Raw genomic sequence first — 18,807 nt, forward strand, 5'->3', positions numbered from 1 at the left:
TCCGGCGCCGGTATCGCAGGCCGACGAGAGATTCCGGCCGGTGTGGAGTCCCCGCGAGGTGGCATCGCCCCATGGGTAATGCCTCCGAAAAGGACTGTCGGACCGTCGATTACCGAATGAACGGGGCCCCGGTCGCCTCGATGCGTGAATCGCACTGCATCACAGAGCAATTCGACCTCCGCGGAGAGACGCCGTGAGACGGTCCGGTTGTGATCCTCGACGCCCGGTTCGCGAAGAACGACTGGTTCGCGGACCACTCGGACAGGCGGAGCGGCGCAGCACGGCGGGCGCCGGAACCCGGGAGCGCCGTGCCGCGCACCCGGGATTCGAGGAACTCCCCACCATCCGGGCAGACGACACGCCAGACTGGATACCACCCGAGTTCGAGAAGTGCTACCGGCCGGAGGAATCGAAGAGCGCCGACGGCGACGAGTTGCGGTCTCGGCCGTGAAGGCAGGAGGAAATCGATGACCTCGCATGCGAACACCACACCTATTCCGCCCGGGATCGCGATGCCGGACGAGGTCCGGACCCGGTTGGGCACGTTGCGATTCTTCGACGGGGTCCCCGACGACGCGGCGACCCGGACGCTGTTCGACAACCGGGACTTCCAGCGGGCGGTCCAGGCGTACCTGCTGGGGCTGGCACCGGTCGCCGTGGCGGCGATGCGTAAGGCGCTGGTGCAGTGGGGGCCGGTGAACGCCACCCTGGTGATGTGGGCGGACCTGGTCCATCCGCGATTCCTCGGCCTTGTCTACAACACGAGCACCTCGTACCACTACGCCTGGCTCGACCTGCGCGACGGGCCAGTCGTCGTCGAGGTCCCCCCCGAAGGTATACGGCGCCGCAATCGATCCCTGGTGCCGGTGGGTGGTCGACGTGGGCCTCACCGGACCGGACCAGGGCCGCGGCGGCCGCTACCTGTTCGTGCCGCCGGGCTACGCCGGGCAGGTGCCGGACGGTGACCGGGTGGTGCGGTCACGCACCGTCGGGTTGTGGGTGGGCTGGCGGGGTTTCCGGGACGAACACGGTGATCCGCGCCCGGCGGTGGAGATGGTCGAGGCGCACACCCGGATTCATCCGCTCTCCCAAGCGGACGATCCCCCGTCGACGCGGTTCGTGAACGTCTCCGCCGAGCCGATGTGCGCCGTCGCCCCGGCCGACTTCCGGTTCTGGGAGATGCTCGACGAGGTGGTGCAGTCCGAACCGCCGGAGTCGGCCGACCCGCTCACCCTGGGCATGTTCGCCTCGGTCGGGATCCGTCGGGGCAGGCCGTTCGCCCCGGACGAGCGGATGCGCGCGATCCTGACCGAGGCGGCGACGGTCGGGGACGCGACCGCCCGCGCGCTGACCTACCGGTTCCGCCACCAGGAGGCGTACTACTACCCCGGCCGCGCCTGGCGCTCGGGCTTCCTCGGCGGCTACTCGTGCACGGAGGACGGGGCGTTGCTGCTCGACGCCGCCGCTCAACTCGACTTCTTGTACGGCAGTACCAGCCCGGCCTTCGATCAGAAGGCGGTCGGGACCGGGTCGCAGTACGCCCTCGCATTCGTCGACGCCACCGGCGCACCGTTCGACGGTGACCGGAGCTACCGGTTGCACGTGCCCCCGCACGTGCCCGTGAACAACTTCTGGTCGGTGCTGGTCTACGACACCCAGGCCCGGTCGATGCTGCAGACCGATCAGCAGTGGCCGTCGGTGACCAGCCAGGATGCGGACCTGGCCGTAAACGAGGACGGCTCGGTCGACGTCCACTTCGGGCCCGAACGACCCACCGAGGACTGCAACTGGATACAGAGCCTGCCCGGCAGGGGCTGGTTCGCCATGTTCCGGCTCTACGGGCCTCTGGAGCCATGGTTCGACAAGACCTGGAGGCTCCCGGACATCGAACCGGTCGGGTAGCGACCGGGCCGACGGGCACCGCTTCGGGGGGTACGCGGCGCAGAACGCGAACTGCCGCTCATCCGGCTCGGTCCGCCTTCCATGTCCGGTGGCGATCCGGCAGGCACACCGCGCACGGGCGGTAGCCGGCTGCGACGGCGTCGGATTCGCCGGCGAAGAAGACCCGGTCCCGGACGTAGCCGCCGCGCGCGATCGCCCGCCGCGCCGCGCGGCAGTCGAGTCGTCCGTAGATCCGGCCGCGACGGTGGCCGCCCAGTGTGCCGGGGGCTGCGCTGAGGTAGGGACGTCCGTCGCTCCCGACGAGCGTGTAGTGGGTCACCGTGCGTCGTGCAGGACGAGGCCGAGGGTGTGGCGGACGCCGGCGCGGACCGTGCTGACCCCGTGCCGGACGGGGGAGCGGGTCCAGCCGCGCGTGGATCGGGTGGGCCGGTCGCGGGTCGTGAAGATCAGGGCGTGACGTTGCTGCAGCACCGTGGCGGTGCCCCGGGACTGCGCGCGGGCGCGTTGCTCGACGAGGAGGAACTCGCCGCCGAGGTGGTCGTGGCCGAGGTGGTCGAGGCCGATCACCACCTGCAGCGGGAACACCAGGTCGCCGTAGAGGTCGCGGTGCAGGGCGTTCCAGTCGCCGGCGGTGTAGCGCAGCAGCAGGGGCGTCGGCTCGGTCTGTCCCGCGGCGCGGCAGGCGTCGAGCCAGTCGCCGAACTCGTCGGGCCACGGCGCGGGGTCGCCGAGGCGCTGTGCCCAGTCCCGTGCGACGGGCAGCAGCCGGTGGTAGAACGCCGCGCGCAACCGGGTGATGCCCTCGGGTACGGGACTGCCGAAATAGCGGTAGGTGCCTTTGCCGAAGCGATACCGCGCCATGTCGATCGTGCTGCGGAAGCGGCGTTCGTCGTCCCACATCGCGGTGACGCGTGCGCACTCGTCCGCGGTGAGCAGCGGCCCGGTCTGCGCGCACCCCGTCGCGTCGAGCTCGGCGACGAGCGCCGGCCAGTCCTGAGCCTCGACCCGCGCGGTGAGCGAGTCGGTCCGGTTGGTCATCGTTCCTCCTCCGGCCGGGCAGTCCACCCCGTAGACGCTCGTCGGGCGGGAAACGTGAGATCCGGCCGGGAGGTTCTCGCGGCGAACGGGAGGAAACCGGCGACGCCACTCGCGCGTTGCCGCGACAACCTCCCGCTCGTCGCGGCAGTCACCCGTCGGCGAGCTTGGTGAGCAGGCGGGCGAGTTCGGTGCGTTCGGGGCCGTCGAGACGGGCGAAGAACTCGGTGGCCTCGGCGTCGCGCGCGGCATCGAGTTCGGCGGCGATGCGGCGGCCCTCGTCGGTGAGGTGGACGCACACGGCGCGACGGTCGGCGGGGTCGGCGACGCGGCGGGTCAGGCCGCGGGTCTCGAGCCGGTCGATCACCTCGGTGGCCGAGCGCGGCGCGATGCGCAGCGCCTTGGCGACGTCACCGAGGCGCAGCGGCTCGGGGGAGTGCCCGACGACGTGCAGCGCGCGGTGCTCGTGCGGGGACAGCTCCCACGGACCGAGGGTGGCGTGCCAGCGGCGGCGCAGCGTGCGGGTGGCGGTCATCAGCAGGTCGCGCAGCGCCGGGTCGGTGGGGACGTCGGACATGATGCGGATCATACCTCACTTGACGGTTGCCTCTTAGTGAGGCAACCTCAACAAGTACGTTTCGTACCTCACGAAGGAGGTGACGGGCATGATGCAGCCTCCGCCCGGCGGCGGGCCGGGACCGATGCGGCACGCCAAGCCCGACCCGCGCGACCGCGCCCAGCTCGAGGAATCCCCCGTGAGCGTGCGCCGCATCGGCGCGCTCTTCGCGCCCTACCGCTGGCAGGTTGCGCTCGTCGTCGGGCTCATCGTGGTCTCGTCGGTGATCACGCTCGCCAACCCGTTCCTCGTCCGCACCCTCATCGACCACGCGATTCCCGACCAGGACGTGCCGCTGCTGCTCGGCGCCGTCGGGGCGATGCTCGCCGTCACCGTCGTCGCCTCGATCCTCGGCGTGGTGCAGACGTGGATCTCCACCACGGTGGGCCAGCACGTCATGCACGACCTGCGCACCCGCGTGTTCGACCATCTGCAGCGGCAGTCCCTCGGCTTCTTCACCCGCACCCGCGGCGGGGAGATCCAGTCCCGGCTGACCAACGACATCGGCGGCATGCAGAACGTCGTCACCTCCACGGCGACCTCGATCGCCTCCAACGTCACCACCGTCGTCGGCACGGCCGTCGCGATGGCGGTGCTCAGCTGGCGGCTGTCGCTGCTGTCCCTGCTGGTGCTGCCGCCGGCGATCTGGCTCACCCGCAAGGTCGCCCTGATGCGCCGCGAGATCACCACCGTGCGCCAGCGTCGGCTCGCCGACATGCAGACCCAGATCGAGGAGAGCCTCTCGCTCAGCGGCGTCCTGCTCGGCAAGATCCTCGGCACCGGTCCCGCCATGTCGGAGCGCTTCGCCCGCACCTCCACCGAACTCGCCGACCTCGAGGTCCGCTCCCAGTTGTCCGGGCGCTGGCGCATGGCCACGATGAACATCGTCTTCGCCGCCATCCCGGCCCTGCTCTACCTCGTCGCCGGCCTGCCCGCGACGTCGGGCGGGATGACGATCGGCACCCTCGTCGCGTTCACCGGCCTGCAGGCCACCCTGTTCCGGCCGCTGATGAGCCTGCTCGACGTGGGCGTGTCGGTCACCGGGTCGCTGGCGCTGTTCAGCCGCATCTTCGAGTACCTCGACTTGACCGTCGAGATCGGCGAACCCGCGAAGCCGGTGCACCTGGACCTCGGGCGCGTCGCCGGCGCCGTGCGGTTCGACGACGTCCGCTTCCGCTACGACGGTGCCGACCGGGACGCGCTCGCCGGCATCACCCTCGACGTGCCGGCGGGCTCGCACGTCGCGCTCGTCGGCGAAACCGGTTCAGGAAAAACAACTCTCGGGTCGCTCGTCGCGCGACTGTACGACCCCACGTCGGGGCGGGTGACGATCGACGGCGTCGACGTGCGCGACCTGCCGCTCGCCGACGTCGCGAGCCTGGTCGGTGTGGTCTCCCAGGAGACGTACCTGCTGCACGCCACGGTCCGGGAGAACCTGCGTCATGCCAAGCCCGACGCGACCGACGCCGAGATCGAGCAGGCCGCGCGCGCCGCGCACATCCACGACCTGCTGTGCTCGCTGCCGGACGGCTACGACACCGTCGTCGGGGCGCGCGGGCACCGCTTCTCCGGCGGCGAGAAGCAGCGCCTCGCCATCGCCCGCACCCTGCTGCGCGACCCGCGCATCCTGGTGCTGGACGAGGCGACCAGCGCCCTCGACAACGAGACCGAACGCGCGGTGCAGGCCGCGCTGGACGCGGCCCGCCGCGATCGCACGACCCTCACCGTCGCGCACCGCCTCTCGACCGTCCGCGACGCCGACACCATCGTCGTCCTCGACCGCGGCCGCATCGTGGAGCAGGGCAGCCACGACGAACTGCTCGCCCGCGACGGCCGATACGCCGCGCTCGCGGCCCGCACACAACCACAGGAAGTCGGCGTGTGACCGCCGCTCAGCCGGACACCGAAAGGGCGCCGGTCCGCAGGCGCCGCACCGCGTCCGCCGCCGGCACCACGGCGGCGCATCGCGCCGCGAGGTACTGCAGCGCCTCGGTGTGCTCCCGCCGGGAGAAGTCCGCGACCCCGTCCGCGACGACGAAGACCTGCACATCCCGCATGAACCCGTCCAGCGCGGTGCTCAGGCACCCGATGTGGGCGTAGACGCCGGTCACGACGAGCTGGTCCCGGCCCCACGCGTGCATCCGCTCCCGCAGGTCGGTGCGGATGAATGCGCTGTAGCGCCACTTGGTGAGCTGCACGTCGTCCTCGCGCGGCGCGAGTTCGGCGACGACGGACGTCAGAGCCGGGTCGTCGGCCAGGCCGGGACCCCAGAAGTCGGTGAGCAGGGCGCGCTCGGCGGGATCCTGATCGCCCGGCTGGGCGGTGTAGACGACGGGAATGCCCGCCTCGTACGCCGACTGCCGGATCGTATCGATGTTCGGCACCACCGTGGCCAGCGGATCCGCCGTGCGGTCGAACGCGCGGACGAAGTACTCCTGCATGTCGTGCACGAGCAGCACCGCCCGCCGCGGATCGATCGTCCAGTCGACGGTGTTCTCCGGCAGGTCCGTGGGCATCGGATAGGAGACGGACTTCGGCAGGGCCATGGCGGGATTCGCTTTCTGTCGTCGGGGATCAGTGCTGCAGGGTGGCGGCGAGCGCGCGGCGCAGCTCGGCGCGGCTGGTCTTGCCCACTCCGGTGACGGGGAAGGCGTCGACGAGGACCACCTTGTCGGGGATCTTGTACGCGGCCAGGCCCCGTTCCCGCAGGAACGCCTTCAGCGCCGGGGCTTTCGGCGTGGTCCCGTCGGCCACGACGAACACGCACGTGCGCTCCCCGAGGTAGGCGTCGGGCACGGCGACCACCGTGGCGTCCAGGACGTGGGGGTGGGCGAGCAGGTGGTTCTCCACCTCTTCGGCGGCGATCTTCTCGCCGCCCCGGTTGATCTGATCCTTCGCGCGGCCCTCGACGACGACGTAGCCGTCCTCGGTCAGGCGCACGAGATCGCCGGTGCGGTAGAACCCGTCGGGGGTGAACGCCGTCGCGTTGTGCTCGGGCGCGGCGTAGTAGCCGCGGATCGTGTACGGGCCGCGGGTGAGCAGGTGGCCCGTCGCGCCGGGGGCGACGGGCCGATCCTCGTCGTCGACGATCCGGATCTCGTCGTGCGGGCTGATGGGACGGCCCTGCGTGCCGACGACGGTGGTGTCGGGGTCGTCGAGCCGGGTGTAGTTGACCAGGCCCTCCGCCATCCCGAACACCTGCTGCAGGGTGCAGCCGAGTTCGGGCGTCACCCGCGCGGCCGCTTCGGCACCGAACTTCGCCCCGCCGACCTGCAGGACCCGCAGCGACGACAGGTCCCGCTCGGTGCGGGCCCGCGCCGCGAGCCACGCCAGGGCGAGCGGGGGCACGAGCGAGGCCATGGTGATCCCCTCCCGCTCGATCAGCTCGAAGGCGGTGTCGGGGCTCGGGTCCGGGGCCAGCACGACCGTGCCTCCGGCGTGCAGGACGCCGAGGATCCCGGGTGAGCTCATCGGGAAGTTGTGTGCCGCCGGCAGAACCACGAGCATCCGGGTGCCGGCGTCGACGCCGCAGATGCGGGCCGACTCGCGCACGGAGTACAGGTAGTCGGTGTGGGTGCGCGGGATCAGCTTCGGTGTGCCGGTCGTCCCACCCGAGAGCTGCAGGAACGCCACGGATTCCGGGTCGACGTCGGCGCACGCGTCCGGCTCGTGTGCGCGCAGCGCGTCGAGCGCGGTGAACTCCTGCGCGTCGCCGGCGACGATCACGACCGGGGGCCGATCGAGAGCCGCGCACACCTGCCGGGCCAGCGCCCGGTAGTCGAATCCGCCGTGCTCGCCGGCGATCACGTACGCGGCGGCGTCGGTGAACCGGCAGAAGTACCCGATCTCGGCGCTGCGGTGCGCGGGCAGCGCGAACACCGGCAGCGCACCGAGACGGAACACCGCGAAGACCACCTCGGTGTACTCGACGATGTTGGGTAGCTGCACCAGGACCCGGTCGCCGCGCTGCACTCCGGCCGCCGCGAGGCCCGCGGCGATCCGGTCCGCCGTGTCGGACAGCTCGCGGTAGGTGATCCGTCGCTCGGTGCCGTGGGCGTCGCGGCCGACGAGCGCGACGCGCTCGCCGTGACGGTCGGCCCGTGCGGACAGGAACCGGACGAACGTCTCGTCCGTCCAGTAGCCTGCGGCGCGATAGAGTTCCGCGAACTCCCGCGGGTAACCGGCGGTGGCGGCCAGGGGAGTCCGGGTGGCGGCGATCGTCACGGGGGTCCTTTCGGGTCAGGCGCGCAGCGTGGCGCCGCCGTCGACGTACAGGGTCTGCATGGTGATGTGGCGGGCGCGGTCGGAGAGCAGGAACTCGACGGCGTCGGCGATGTCGGCGGGCTCGGCGATGCGGCCCAGGGGAATACCCACCTTGAACGAGGCGGCGTCCCCGTCGATCGCGGTGCGGGCACCCGCGTCGTCGGCCGGATCCGGCCACAGGGACCGCTGCATCGCAGTGTCCGTGGAACCGGGCGCGACGACGTTGGCGCGCACCCCGAACCGGGCCAGCTCGAGACCGAGCACCCGGACGATCATGTGGGCGGCGGACTTCGACGCCCCGTAGGCGCCCATCCCGAGGCGGGGCACGCCCGCCGAGTTCGAACCGACCGTGACGATCGCGCCGTGCCGGCGTTCGCGCATCCCGCGGCCGACGACGCGCAGCACGTTGACCAGGCCGGTGACGTTGACGTCGAACATCTTCCGCCATTCGGCGGGATCGCAGTCGAGCACCGATCCGGTGGTGAACACACCCGCGACGTGGGCCAGCGCGTCGACCGGTCCGTGCTCGGCTTCGATGTGCGCGACCGTCTCGGCGACGGCGGCCGCATCGCACACGTCGAGACCGTGCACGGGGGCGCGCACGTCGAGCAGCGCGGCGGTCTCGGCCAGGCCGTCGAGATCCCGGTCGGCGAGGACGACGCGGTGCCCGGCCTTCGCGAGGGTGCGGGCGGTGGCGCGGCCGATGCCGTGGGCGGCGCCGACGACGAGGGTGACGGACCGGCTCATCGCCGTACCCCGAGCGCGTCGAGCACCGTGCCGAACTTCGTTGTGGTCTCGGCGAGTTCGTCGGCCGGATCCGACCCGGCGACGATGCCGCCGCCGGCATGGGTGGTGAGCGTGGTGCCGTCGGCGTCGAGGACGGCGCAGCGGATCGTCACCATCCATTCGCCGTCACCGTCCCGGTCGGCCCAGCCCACGGCACCGGCGTAGAAGCCGCGGTCGCCCTCCAGCTCGCGGATCAGTGCCCGGGCCGCAGCGGTCGGCGTGCCGCAGATCGCAGGGGTCGGATGCACGGCCAGAGCCAGGTCGAGCGCGGTGACCGACCGGTCCCGCAACCGGCCCGAGATCGGGGTGCCCAGGTGCCAGAGCTGCCGGGTGCTCGTCAGCGTCGGCGTACGGGGGATGTCGAGGTCGCTGCACAGCGGGTCGAGACTCGTCCGCAGGGCCTCGACGACATGGGCGTGCTCGGCGAGGTTCTTCTCCGATGCGGCGAGACGCTGCGCGGTGCGCCCGTCCACCTCGGGGTCCGGATGCCGGGGCGCGGACCCGGCCAGCGGATGACAGGTGACGAGATCGCCGCGGCGGCGGACGAGTACCTCGGGACTGGCACCGACGAGATGCCGGCCGGTCCACGCCCCGCCGGCGGCGGTGAGGTCGACGACGAAACCGTTGCCGGCGGGGTCGTTTCCGGCCAGCCGGGCGAGCAGCGACATCGGTGCCACGGGTGCGTCCGCCCGCAGGAGCAGTGCCCGGGCCAGCACCACCTTCGCCAGGTCTTCGGCCGGATCGCGCAGCTGTCGCAACGCCGTCGCCACCCGGTCGAGGTGTTCGTCCTCGGCGGGCATCGTCGCGGCGATCCGCACCGGCGCGAGCGGGACGGCGCCGTCCCCGACGGGGTCCGGCTCGTGCCGCAGCGCGACGGGCGCCGTGAGCGCGGCGCGGTGATCGGGAGCGAACGGTAGCGCGCCGACGACGGCCGCCACCGAGCCGGCGCGCAGCGCGGCCGCGGCCTCGCCGGCCGAGTCGAACCGGACATCGACGCCCTCCGCCACGACGGTGCCGTGCGGACGCGACAGCACGAACGGGGCGGCGGCCGTGACCTGCCGCGAGGCGGCGGTATCGACTTGCCGCGAGGCGGCGGTATCGACTTGCCGCGAGGCGGCGGTATCGACTTGCCGCGAGGCGGCGGTGCCGCGGGCGGCGACCGGTGCTTGCATGTGCACAGACCTCTCGTAGCGGTGACAGGGGCGGTCGTGGTGCCGTGCACCCGACCCAGCAGAACATATACGGTTAGCCTAACCTTTGGTATCGTCACGTTTCGCGCCGGACCGGCTTCACCGCTCGTGATGCGATACGGCACAGTCGAATTCGACCGTAGAAAGGGGATCGATCGTGCCCACGTCCGGCCTGTCGACCTCGGAGTTTCCGCTGACGCGAGCCCAGTCCGGCGTGTGGTTCGCCCAGCAGCTCGACCCCGCGAACCCCGTCTTCAACACCGCGGAATGCGTCGAACTCCGCGGCGAGGTCGACGTCGCCGCCCTGCTGCGCGCGGTCCGGGAGACCGTCGCCGAAGCCGAGGTGCCGACCGCGGCCTTCGCCGTGCAGGCCGACGGATCGGTCGTCATCCGTCCCGGTGCACACGCGGCGCCGGAGCCTGCCGTCGTCGATCTGCGCCGCGAGCCCGACCCGGAAGCGGCCGCGCAGCACTGGATGCGCGAGGACCATACGCGCGTGCTCGACCCCGCACGGGAACTCTGCCTGCGCGCCGCCGTGCTCCGGCTCGACGACCGGCACACGGTTCTCTACCTGTGCATCCATCACCTGGTGATCGACGCCTACGGCTTCGGCCTGCTCACCCGGCGCATCGCCGAGCGCTACACCGCCGACGTGCTCGGGCGCCCGGTGCCGCCGGCGAGGTTCGCCCCGCTCGCCCCCGTCGTCGCCGAGGAGGCCGCCTATCGCGCGTCCGCGGACTTCGCCGCCGACCGGGACTTCTGGGCCGGCTACCTCGACGGCGCCGAGGACGCCGTAGCCCTCGCCGACGGTCCCGGCGGCATCGCCGTCCGCTGCCGCGGCGTGCGCCTGACCCTGACCGCCGAACAACAGCAGGGACTCTCGCGGCTCGGCAAGGCCACCGGGGCGAGCTGGGGCGACGTCGTCACCGCCGCCGTCGCCGCGTACCTGCGGGCCGCGACCGGACGCGGCGACGTGATCGTGGGATTCCCGGTGATGAACCGGCTGGGCAGCGCCGCGACGACCGTGCCGATGTCCGCGGTCAACGTCGTACCGCTGCGCCTGCGCCCCGAACCCGCCCGCACCCTCGCCGACCTCGTCGGCGACGTGCGCGCCGCGGTGGCGAACTGCCGTCCGCACCACCGCTACCGCGGGGAGGACATCCAGAACGACCTGCGCCTGCCCGCCGGCTCGCGCGGTGTCGTGGGGCCGTCCGTCAACGTCAAACCGTTCGGCGACCGGCTGCGTTTCGCGGACCTGCACGCCGCGGTGCATTCCGTGGCCCGGGGCCCGCTGCAGGACTTCATGGTCACCGCGCGGCCGCTCGACCACACCGGCGGCCTCGAGATCTGGGTGGACGCCGACGCCGACGCCTACACCGCCGACGACCTCGAGCGGCACGCCCGCCGGCTCGAACTCCTTCTCACCCGGGTCGCCGCGCTCACCGACCCGCACCGGCCGCTGGCCCGGCTGCAGATCCTCGACGCCGACGAGCGCCGCCGCCTCCTCGGTGAGCGCAGCGGCGACGACCTGCCGGTGCCCACGGGCCTCACGCTGCCGGACCTGCTGGCCGCCCAGGTGGCCCGCGACCCGGACGCACCCGCGGTGCGCGATGCCGCCACCGCACTGACCTTCGGCGAACTGGCCGCGCGTGCGCGCCGACTCGCCCGGCACCTCCTGAGCGCCGGGCTGGGCCCGCAGCGGCGCGTCGCCGTCGCGCTGCCGCGTCGCGCCGACACGCTCGTCGCGCTGTTCGCCGTCCTCGAGGCCGGCGCGACGTGCGTCCCGCTGGACCCCGACCATCCCGCCGAGCGGCTTGCGCACGTGCTCGCTGAGACCGCGCCCGGTGTCGTGCTCACCGGCGGCGACGTCGCCGCACGTATCGCCGAGATCGCCTGCGCCGCGAGCCTGCCCGATCCGGTGGACCTCGACGAGCTGGACCTGTCCGGTTACGCCGACGAGCCGCTGACCCGCGCCGAACGCGGCCGACCGCTGCACGAGCTCGACGTGGCCTACCTCATCCACACCTCCGGGTCGACCGGCCGGCCCAAGGGCGTGGAGGTCCCGCACCGCGGGGCCGTCAACCTGTTCCACAGCCACCGCGCGCGCGTCTTCTCCCGGGCCCGCGCCGAGGCCGGCCGCGACCGCCTGCGGGTCGGGCACGTCTGGTCGTTCGCGTTCGACGCCTCGTGGGGCCCGCACCTGTGGCTGCTCGACGGGCACGAGCTGAGCATCGTCGACGAGACCACGCAGCGCGACCCGCACCGGCTCGCCGAACTCGCCCGCAGCGAGGGGTGGCACTTCGTCGAACTGTCGCCCGCGCAACTCGAGCAGATCGTCGAGGCCGACCTGCTGCCCGACGTGCCGACCCTCGGGTTCGGCGGCGACGCCGTCACCGACACCCTGTGGCGACGCCTGCGCGACCGCGACGGCGCCGCGTTCAACTTCTACGGCCCCACGGAGGGCACCGTCGACGTCCTCGTCGCCGAGGTGGGGGACGCGGCGGAACCCGTGATCGGCCGGCCGGTGGCGAACCTGCGTGCCTACGTGCTCGACGCCGCGCTCGAGCCCGTCCCCGAGGGCGTGGACGGCGAACTGTACGTCGCCGGTCCCGGCGTGGTGCGCGGCTACCTCGGCGCGCCCGGCGCGACGGCGGCGCGGTTCGTGGCGAACCCGTTCGGCGACAGCGAAACCCGCATGTACCGCACCGGCGACGTGGTGCGGTGGAGCGCGGACGGCCGCCTCGCCTACCGCGGCCGCCGGGACGACCAGGTCAAGATCCGCGGCTTCCGCGTCGAACTCGGCGAGGTCGAGGCGGCGCTGCAGGAGTTGCCCGGCGTCACGCGGGCCGTCGCCGGGGCGCGCCCCGACGCGACCGGCACCGCGCGGCTCGTCGCCCACCTGGTCGGCGGCGACGGCGACCCGGCGGCGGCCCGCGAGCACGTGGCGCGGCGGCTGCCGGCGCACATGGTGCCGTCGGCGTTCGTGTTCCTCGACGCGCTGCCGCTCACCTCGAACGGCAAGGTGGACCGCACGTCGCTGCCGGAACCGGACTTCGCGGCCCTCGTCGCCGGGCGCGCCGCCGCCACCGAACACGAACGCGTGCTGTGCGCCGCGTTCGCGGACGTCCTCGGCCTCGACACCGTCGGCGTCGACGACGACTTCTTCCTCCTCGGCGGTCACTCCCTCGCGGCGGCCAGGCTGATCGCGACGGTCCGCGACGCGCTCGGCGTGGAACTGCCGATCCGCACCGTCTTCGACCACCCGACCGTCGAGGCGCTCGCCGCGCAGTGCCCGGACGGTGCTGCGGCCCTGCGGATCCCGCTGCGACCGGTCGAGCGCGGCGACCGGGCGCCGCTGTCGGCGGGGCAGGAGCGGCTGTGGTTCCAGTTCCGCCTCGAGGGGCCGAGCCCGACCTACAACGTGCCGCTGACGCTGCGCCTGCACGGTGTCCCCGATCCGGCGGCGCTGCGCGACGCGGTGCGGGCGGTCCTCGACCGGCACGAGGTCCTGCGCACCGTGCTCGAGGACCACGACGGCGTCGGCAGGCAGCGCGTGCTCGCCGCACCCGAGGTGCCGTTCACTGCCCGCACCGTCCCGGCGTCCGGCCTGGACGCGGCGGTGGCGGCCGAGGCGCGGCACGCATTCGACCTCGAACGCGAGATCCCGATCCGGGTTGCGCTCTTCGGCGACGGAGGTGCGGAGGCCGTGCTGCTGGTGCTCGTGCACCACGTCGCCGCCGACGAGCTGTCCGCCCCCATCCTGCTGCGCGAGCTCGGCGCGGCCTACGCCGCCGCGGCCGCGGGAAGCGCCTGGACGCCGGCGCCGCTCCCGGTGCAGTACGCCGACTTCGCGGTGTGGCATCGTGAGATCCTCGGCGGTGCAGACGGACTCGCGGCCCGGCAGCTGGACTACTGGCGCGCCCGGCTCGACGGGATGCCCGAGGAACTCGCCCTGCCCACCGACCGGCCCCGGGGGGTGGCCGCGACGTTCGTGGGCGGCACGGTCGAGCAGGCGGTGTCCCCGCACGTCGCCGACGCGCTGCGCGCCGTCGGGCGCGCCGCGAACGTCACGATGTTCATGCTCGTGCACACCGCCGTCGCCGTGGCCCTCGCGCGCAGCGGCGCGGGGGAGGACCTTCCGATCGGGTCGCCCACCGCGGGCCGGCCCGCGGCCGAACTGGACGGCCTCGTCGGATTCTTCGTCAACATGGTGGTGCTGCGGACGGATCTGTCGGGTGACCCCACGCTCGCCGAACTGCTCGCCCGCGTCCGCAGCACCGATCTCGACGCCTATGCGCATCAGGACCTGCCGTTCGATCGGCTCGTCGAGGCCCTCCGCCCGGCTCGCAGCGCCGGCCGGCATCCGCTGTTCCAGGTGCTCGTGCAGCATCGCACCCCGCCCGTCGTCGACGCCTTCGCCGGTCTGGAACCGCGCGTGTCCACCGTCGACACCGGCGCCGCACTGTTCGACCTGACCTTCGACGTGATCGAGGACGTGGACGGCGGACTGCGGGTGCGGGTGGAGTACGCACGGGACCTGTTCGACGCGGCCACGGCCGACGCGCTGGCGGGGCGCGTGGTGCGCGCCTTCGAAGCACTCGGGACGGATCCGCAGACCCGCCTGTCCGCACTCGACTTGCTCTCCGACGACGAACGCGACCGCCTCTCCGCCGGGAGTCCGTACGTATGTATGGACGAGGTGGAGGATGTCGGGGTGGCCACCCTCGGCGACCTGTTCGCCCGTCAGGCGCAGCGCACCCCGGAGGCTGCCGCCCTGGTCACCGGCACCGAGACGCTGACCTTCGGGGAAATGCACGCCCGCGCCGGACGTGTAGCCCGGTACCTGATCGGTCGCGGCGTGGGACCGGAGACTGTGGTCGCGCTGATGCTGCCGAGCGGCACGGACGCGATCGTCGCGGCTCTCGCGGTGTGGCAGGCCGGCGGTGCCTACGTCCCGATCGATCCCGAGTACCCGGCCGAACGCATCGAGCACATGCTCGCCGACTCCCGGCCCGTCCTCGTCCTCGACGAGGCTGCACTGGCGGCCGTGCACCCTGCGATCCCGGCCGGTCCGCTCGAACCAGGCGAGCGTCCCGGTGCCGTCTCCGGTGACGGGGCCGCGTACATCGTCTACACCTCCGGTTCGACCGGCCTCCCCAAGGGTGTCGTGGTGCCGCACCGGGGTGCGGTGAACCTGGTCGCGACGCAGCGCCGCCGGACCGTCGGCCGCGCGGAGGACCGGCCGCTGCGGGTGCTGCTCACCTACGCGTTGTCGTTCGATTCCTCGATCGACCCGTTGCTGTCCATGCTGGCCGGCCACACGCTGTACCTGCCGGACGCCGATCTGCTCGCCGACGCCGCCGCCACCGTGGACTACGTGCGCGCCCACCGCATCGACGCCGTCGACTGCGTGCCGCTGCTCATGACCGAACTGCTCGCCGCCGGCCTGTGCGATCCGGCGGCCCCGCACCGGCCGGGCCTGCTCGCCGTCGGCGGTGAGGCCGTGTCGGCGGACCTGTGGTCGATGCTCGGGTCCTTCGACGGGGTGCGGGCGCTGAACATGTACGGCCCCACCGAATGCACGGTCGACGCCACCGTCGCCGAGATCGGCGGACCCCGTCCGCACATCGGCGCCCCGATCGACGGGGTCCGAGCGTACGTGCTCGACGAGCGCCTGCGTCTCGTGCCGACGGGAGTGGCCGGGGAGTTGTACGTCGGCGGGCCCGGTGTGACCCGCGGCTACCTGAACCGGCCCGGCCACAGCTCCACCCGGTACGTGGCCGATCCGTTCGGTGCCTCCGGAACCCGCCTCTACCGCACCGGCGATCTGGTGCGGTGGCTCGACGCCGGTGGGGATCGCCCGGTCCTCGATTACCTCGGCCGCAGCGACGATCAGGTCAAGATCCGTGGGTTCCGCATCGAGCTCGGCGAAGTCGAGACCGTGCTGTCGGCGCACCCGTCGGTCGCGGGCTGTGTGGTCGTGGCACGCGAGGACGAATCGGGCCGGCGCCGGCTCGTCGGCTACGTCGTCGGCGCGGCACCCGACCCGGAGACGTTGCGGCAGCACGTGTCCCGCCGCCTGCCCGAGCACATGGTGCCGGCCGCGGTCGTGGTGCTCGACGCGTTCCCGACCACCCCGAACGGTAAGGTCGACCGGCGGGCGCTGCCCGCTCCGGTCTTCGCGCCCGCCGGTGCGTCCCGCGCCCCGGCGAACGACCTCGAGAGGCGCCTGTGCGCGGTGGTGGCCGAGGTGCTGCGCCTGGACGTGGTCGGACCGGACGACGACTTCTTCTCCCTCGGAGGCGATTCCATCGTTTCGATCCAGCTCGTGTCGAAAGCTCGCGCGGCGGGACTGCGGTTCGCCGCGCGCGACGTGTTCGAATACCGCACCCCGGCGGGCCTGGCCCGGGTCGTTCAGGTCGACCCGGTGGCGGAGGCGACGGATCGAACCGCGGCCCTGGGTCTCGTGCCCGCGACCCCGATCGTGCACGACCTCCTCGACCGCGGGGGCCCCTACCGGAGATTCGCCCAGTCCCGGCTGCTGATCGCGCCCGCCGGGCTCGAACTCGCCACCCTGGTCGGCGCGGTGGGCCGGATGCTCGCGGCACACGACGCGCTGCGCGCCGTGTTCGATCCGGCCGCACGGGCCTTCGACATCCGTCCGGTGGAGGCGGTCGATCCCGCCGCGGTCGTCACCCGTGTGGACATCGCCGGACTCGACGAGCGGGCACGCTCGTCGGTGCTGTCCGAGGAGACCGACGTCGCGTGCGCCGCCCTCGATCCCGAGGCCGGCACGATGCTGCGGGTGGTCTTTTTCGACGCCGGACCGGACCGTCCGGGCCGGATCCTGGTGGTGATACACCATCTGGTGGTCGACGGGGTCTCGTGGCGGATCCTGGTCCCGGACCTGGCCGCAGCCTGCGAGGGCACCGGACCGGACGGCGGGGGAACGCCGCTGCGGGTGTGGGCGCGGGGACTGCTCGAGCAGGTTCCGGCGCGACGCGGCGAACTGGCGTTGTGGCGCCGCGCCCTCGAACCGGACGGGTGCGTGCGAATCGCCGGGCGGGGTGTGGATCCGGCGCGTGACACGCTGGCCACGGTCGCGCGACTGCAGGTGGAGGTTCCGGCGTCGGTGACCGAGGCGCTGCTGACCACCGTGCCGGAGCGGTTCCGCGCCGGGGTCGACGACGTGCTGCTCACCGCCCTGGCTCTCACCGTGCGCCGCGTTTGCGGCGGCGGTCCGGTCCCGGTGGACCGGGAGGGGCACGGACGGGAGGAGCAGGTGGTGTCCGGCGCCGACCTGTCCCGCACCGTCGGCTGGTTCACCACCCTGTATCCGATCCGTCTCGACGTGTCGGGGGTCGACCTCGCCGACGCGCTCGCCGGCGGGGACGCCGCCGGCGCCGCGCTCAAGCTGGTCAAGGAGCAACTGCGGGAGATCCCGGACAGCGGAATCGGATTCGGCATGCTCCGATACCTCGACTCCGGCTCCGCGGCCGAACTCGCGGCCGCACCGGCACCGGAGATCGGGTTCAACTACCTCGGCCGGTTGACCCTCGGCGAGGGGACCGGGGCGCCGTGGACGGCGGCTCCGGAAGCCGGCGTGCTCGGTGGCGCCACTGACGAGGCAATGCCGGTGAGCCACGCGATCGAGGTCGGAGCCGTCACCGAGGAGACGACGGACGGGCCGGTGCTCCGCGCGACGTGGGGGTACGCCGCGCGCGTGGTCACGGCGTCCGTCGTCGCCGAGCTGGCGCACGGCTGGGTCGCGGCGCTGTGTGCCCTCGCCGACCACGCCGCGCGAGAGGACGCGGGTGGCTTCACGCCCTCCGATCTGACACTGAGCGACCTCGACCAGTCCGAGATCGACGAGTTCGCACTCGAGTTCGGATGAACGCCGGTGGACGTAGCGCTTGGCGCACACAGTAGGTTCGGTTAGCCTAACCAACTAAGTCCGGGTGGATACCCGGCGAACAGACATGTGGGAGTGAACGATGCGGGTTGTGGGACTGGGCCGGGCGCGCCGCGCCGCGGCGGTCGGCGCGACGGCGATGCTGGCGGTCGGCCTCGTGGGATGCGGCAGCGACAGCGGGACCGGCGAGGAACCGAGCGCCGCGCGCACGTTCGAGGCCCAGAACGGGTCGATCGAGATCCCGGCCGATCCTCAGCGCATCGTCGCCTGCGGCTACGCGGTCCTGCCGCTGCTCCAGGCCGAGGCGAACCTGGCTGCGGCCTGTGAATGGACCCGCGAGCTCGACAACATGGACGCCGAGATCGAGGCCGCGTACGAGGCCCTGCCCAAGGTGGCGCCGGACGGCGCCGTGAGCGAACTCGACTACGAGGCCGTGGCCGCCGCCGCGCCCGACCTGATCATCATGGGCGTGCCCGCGCGCGTGCAATCCCAGCTCGACACGGCCAAGCTCGAGGCCCTCGCTCCGGTGGTCTTCCTCGGTCTCACCGATCCCGGTGACTGGCGCGTGCTCGGCGAGCAGTACGCCGACGCCGCCGGCGTCTCCGAGGAATACGGTGAGTACAAGGAGCAGTACGAGACGCGTGCCGCCGAGATCGCCGACAAGTACCGCGGCACCCTCGGGAACCTGACCTTCGCCGGGGTCTGCAACGTGTGCGGTACCGAGCCGGGTGAGTTCTACCGCGAGTACGCCTCCTCGTACACCACCAACCTGTTCCAGGACCTCGACCTGCAGTTCCCCGGTCAGCCCGCCGACCCCGAGGCCGTCCACGGCGAGTACCTCTCCGTCGAGGAGATCGGCCGGAATCTCGGGGACGTCGACGTCATCGTCTACGGCGTCGAGGCCGACGGTTCCGTCGCGCCCGAGCTGCAGGAACTGATGGCCTCCCCGCTGTGGCAGGCCCTGCCCGCCGTGCAGGCCGGAAACCTGGTCCCGGTTCGGCACTCCCACGCCGCAACCTACGAGACCGCGCTGCTCGCGCTCGATTCCATCGACGAGGCACTCGCCTCGTTGCCCGCGAACCAGCAGCAGTAGCCCACCCGGC

At 72.7% G+C, this 18,807-nt stretch carries 10 protein-coding genes and 1 pseudogene; 4 read left to right on the forward strand and 7 right to left on the reverse strand.

Features of this window, described 5'->3' with window-relative positions; all coding sequences use genetic code 11:
* Positions 1 to 467: 467 nt before the first annotated feature.
* Positions 468 to 1,902 (forward strand): annotated as a pseudogene (locus tag F1734_RS26410) (DUF1254 domain-containing protein).
* Between the two features lie 58 nt (positions 1,903 to 1,960).
* Here the strand turns inward: F1734_RS26410 and F1734_RS05845 are convergent.
* The 3 genes from F1734_RS05845 to F1734_RS05855 form a co-directional block, all read right to left on the reverse strand.
* A complete protein-coding gene (locus F1734_RS05845; protein WP_010593761.1) occupies positions 1,961 to 2,221 on the reverse strand; it encodes an Ada metal-binding domain-containing protein in 261 nt (86 codons plus the stop codon).
* On the reverse strand, positions 2,218 to 2,940 hold the full coding sequence (locus F1734_RS05850) for a 2OG-Fe(II) oxygenase (RefSeq protein ID WP_203011425.1): 723 nt from the start codon (positions 2,938 to 2,940) through the stop codon (positions 2,218 to 2,220). Before F1734_RS05850 ends, F1734_RS05845 begins: the two co-directional genes overlap by 4 nt.
* A 148-nt stretch (positions 2,941 to 3,088) precedes the next feature.
* Positions 3,089 to 3,526 carry a MarR family winged helix-turn-helix transcriptional regulator gene (locus F1734_RS05855; protein WP_010593764.1) on the reverse strand — a complete coding sequence of 146 codons (438 nt, stop codon included), beginning with the start codon at positions 3,524 to 3,526 and terminating at the stop codon, positions 3,089 to 3,091.
* A 76-nt stretch (positions 3,527 to 3,602) separates the two neighbouring features.
* On the opposite strand from F1734_RS05855, the gene F1734_RS05860 reads away from it, so the two are divergent.
* Positions 3,603 to 5,438, forward strand: a complete 1,836-nt coding sequence (locus F1734_RS05860) for an ABC transporter ATP-binding protein (protein ID WP_017680590.1) — start codon at positions 3,603 to 3,605, stop codon at positions 5,436 to 5,438.
* Positions 5,439 to 5,445: 7 nt separating this feature from the next.
* On the opposite strand, the gene F1734_RS05865 is transcribed toward F1734_RS05860, so the two are convergent.
* From F1734_RS05865 to F1734_RS05880, 4 genes are read right to left on the reverse strand one after another with little or no spacing between them, the layout of a single operon-like run.
* Positions 5,446 to 6,099, reverse strand: a complete 654-nt coding sequence (locus F1734_RS05865; protein WP_017680591.1) for an isochorismatase family protein — start codon at positions 6,097 to 6,099, stop codon at positions 5,446 to 5,448.
* Between the two features lie 28 nt (positions 6,100 to 6,127).
* The gene (locus tag F1734_RS05870; protein ID WP_203011426.1) at positions 6,128 to 7,777 is read right to left on the reverse strand and encodes a (2,3-dihydroxybenzoyl)adenylate synthase; all 1,650 of its coding nucleotides are present in this window, start codon (positions 7,775 to 7,777) and stop codon (positions 6,128 to 6,130) included.
* Between the two features lie 15 nt (positions 7,778 to 7,792).
* Positions 7,793 to 8,563 (reverse strand): 2,3-dihydro-2,3-dihydroxybenzoate dehydrogenase, encoded by a 771-nt coding sequence (locus F1734_RS05875; protein WP_203011427.1) that lies wholly within the window; start codon positions 8,561 to 8,563, stop codon positions 7,793 to 7,795.
* Positions 8,560 to 9,774, reverse strand: coding sequence for an isochorismate synthase (locus F1734_RS05880; protein WP_203011428.1), 1,215 nt, complete (start codon positions 9,772 to 9,774; stop codon positions 8,560 to 8,562). The genes F1734_RS05875 and F1734_RS05880 overlap by 4 nt, the downstream gene beginning before the upstream one ends.
* A 175-nt stretch (positions 9,775 to 9,949) precedes the next feature.
* Between F1734_RS05880 and F1734_RS05885 the strand changes: the two genes are divergently transcribed.
* Together F1734_RS05885 and F1734_RS05890 are read left to right on the forward strand one after the other, a co-directional pair.
* Positions 9,950 to 17,686 carry a non-ribosomal peptide synthetase gene (locus F1734_RS05885; protein WP_203011429.1) on the forward strand — a complete coding sequence of 2,579 codons (7,737 nt, stop codon included), beginning with the start codon at positions 9,950 to 9,952 and terminating at the stop codon, positions 17,684 to 17,686.
* Positions 17,687 to 17,786: 100 nt separating this feature from the next.
* Entirely contained in the window at positions 17,787 to 18,797 is a 1,011-nt protein-coding gene (locus tag F1734_RS05890; RefSeq protein WP_140188304.1) for an ABC transporter substrate-binding protein, read from the forward strand.
* The last annotated feature ends 10 nt before the right edge of the window (positions 18,798 to 18,807 follow it).

It is taken from the genome of Rhodococcus ruber, from assembly GCF_016804345.1.
GTDB lineage: Bacteria > Actinomycetota > Actinomycetes > Mycobacteriales > Mycobacteriaceae > Rhodococcus > Rhodococcus ruber.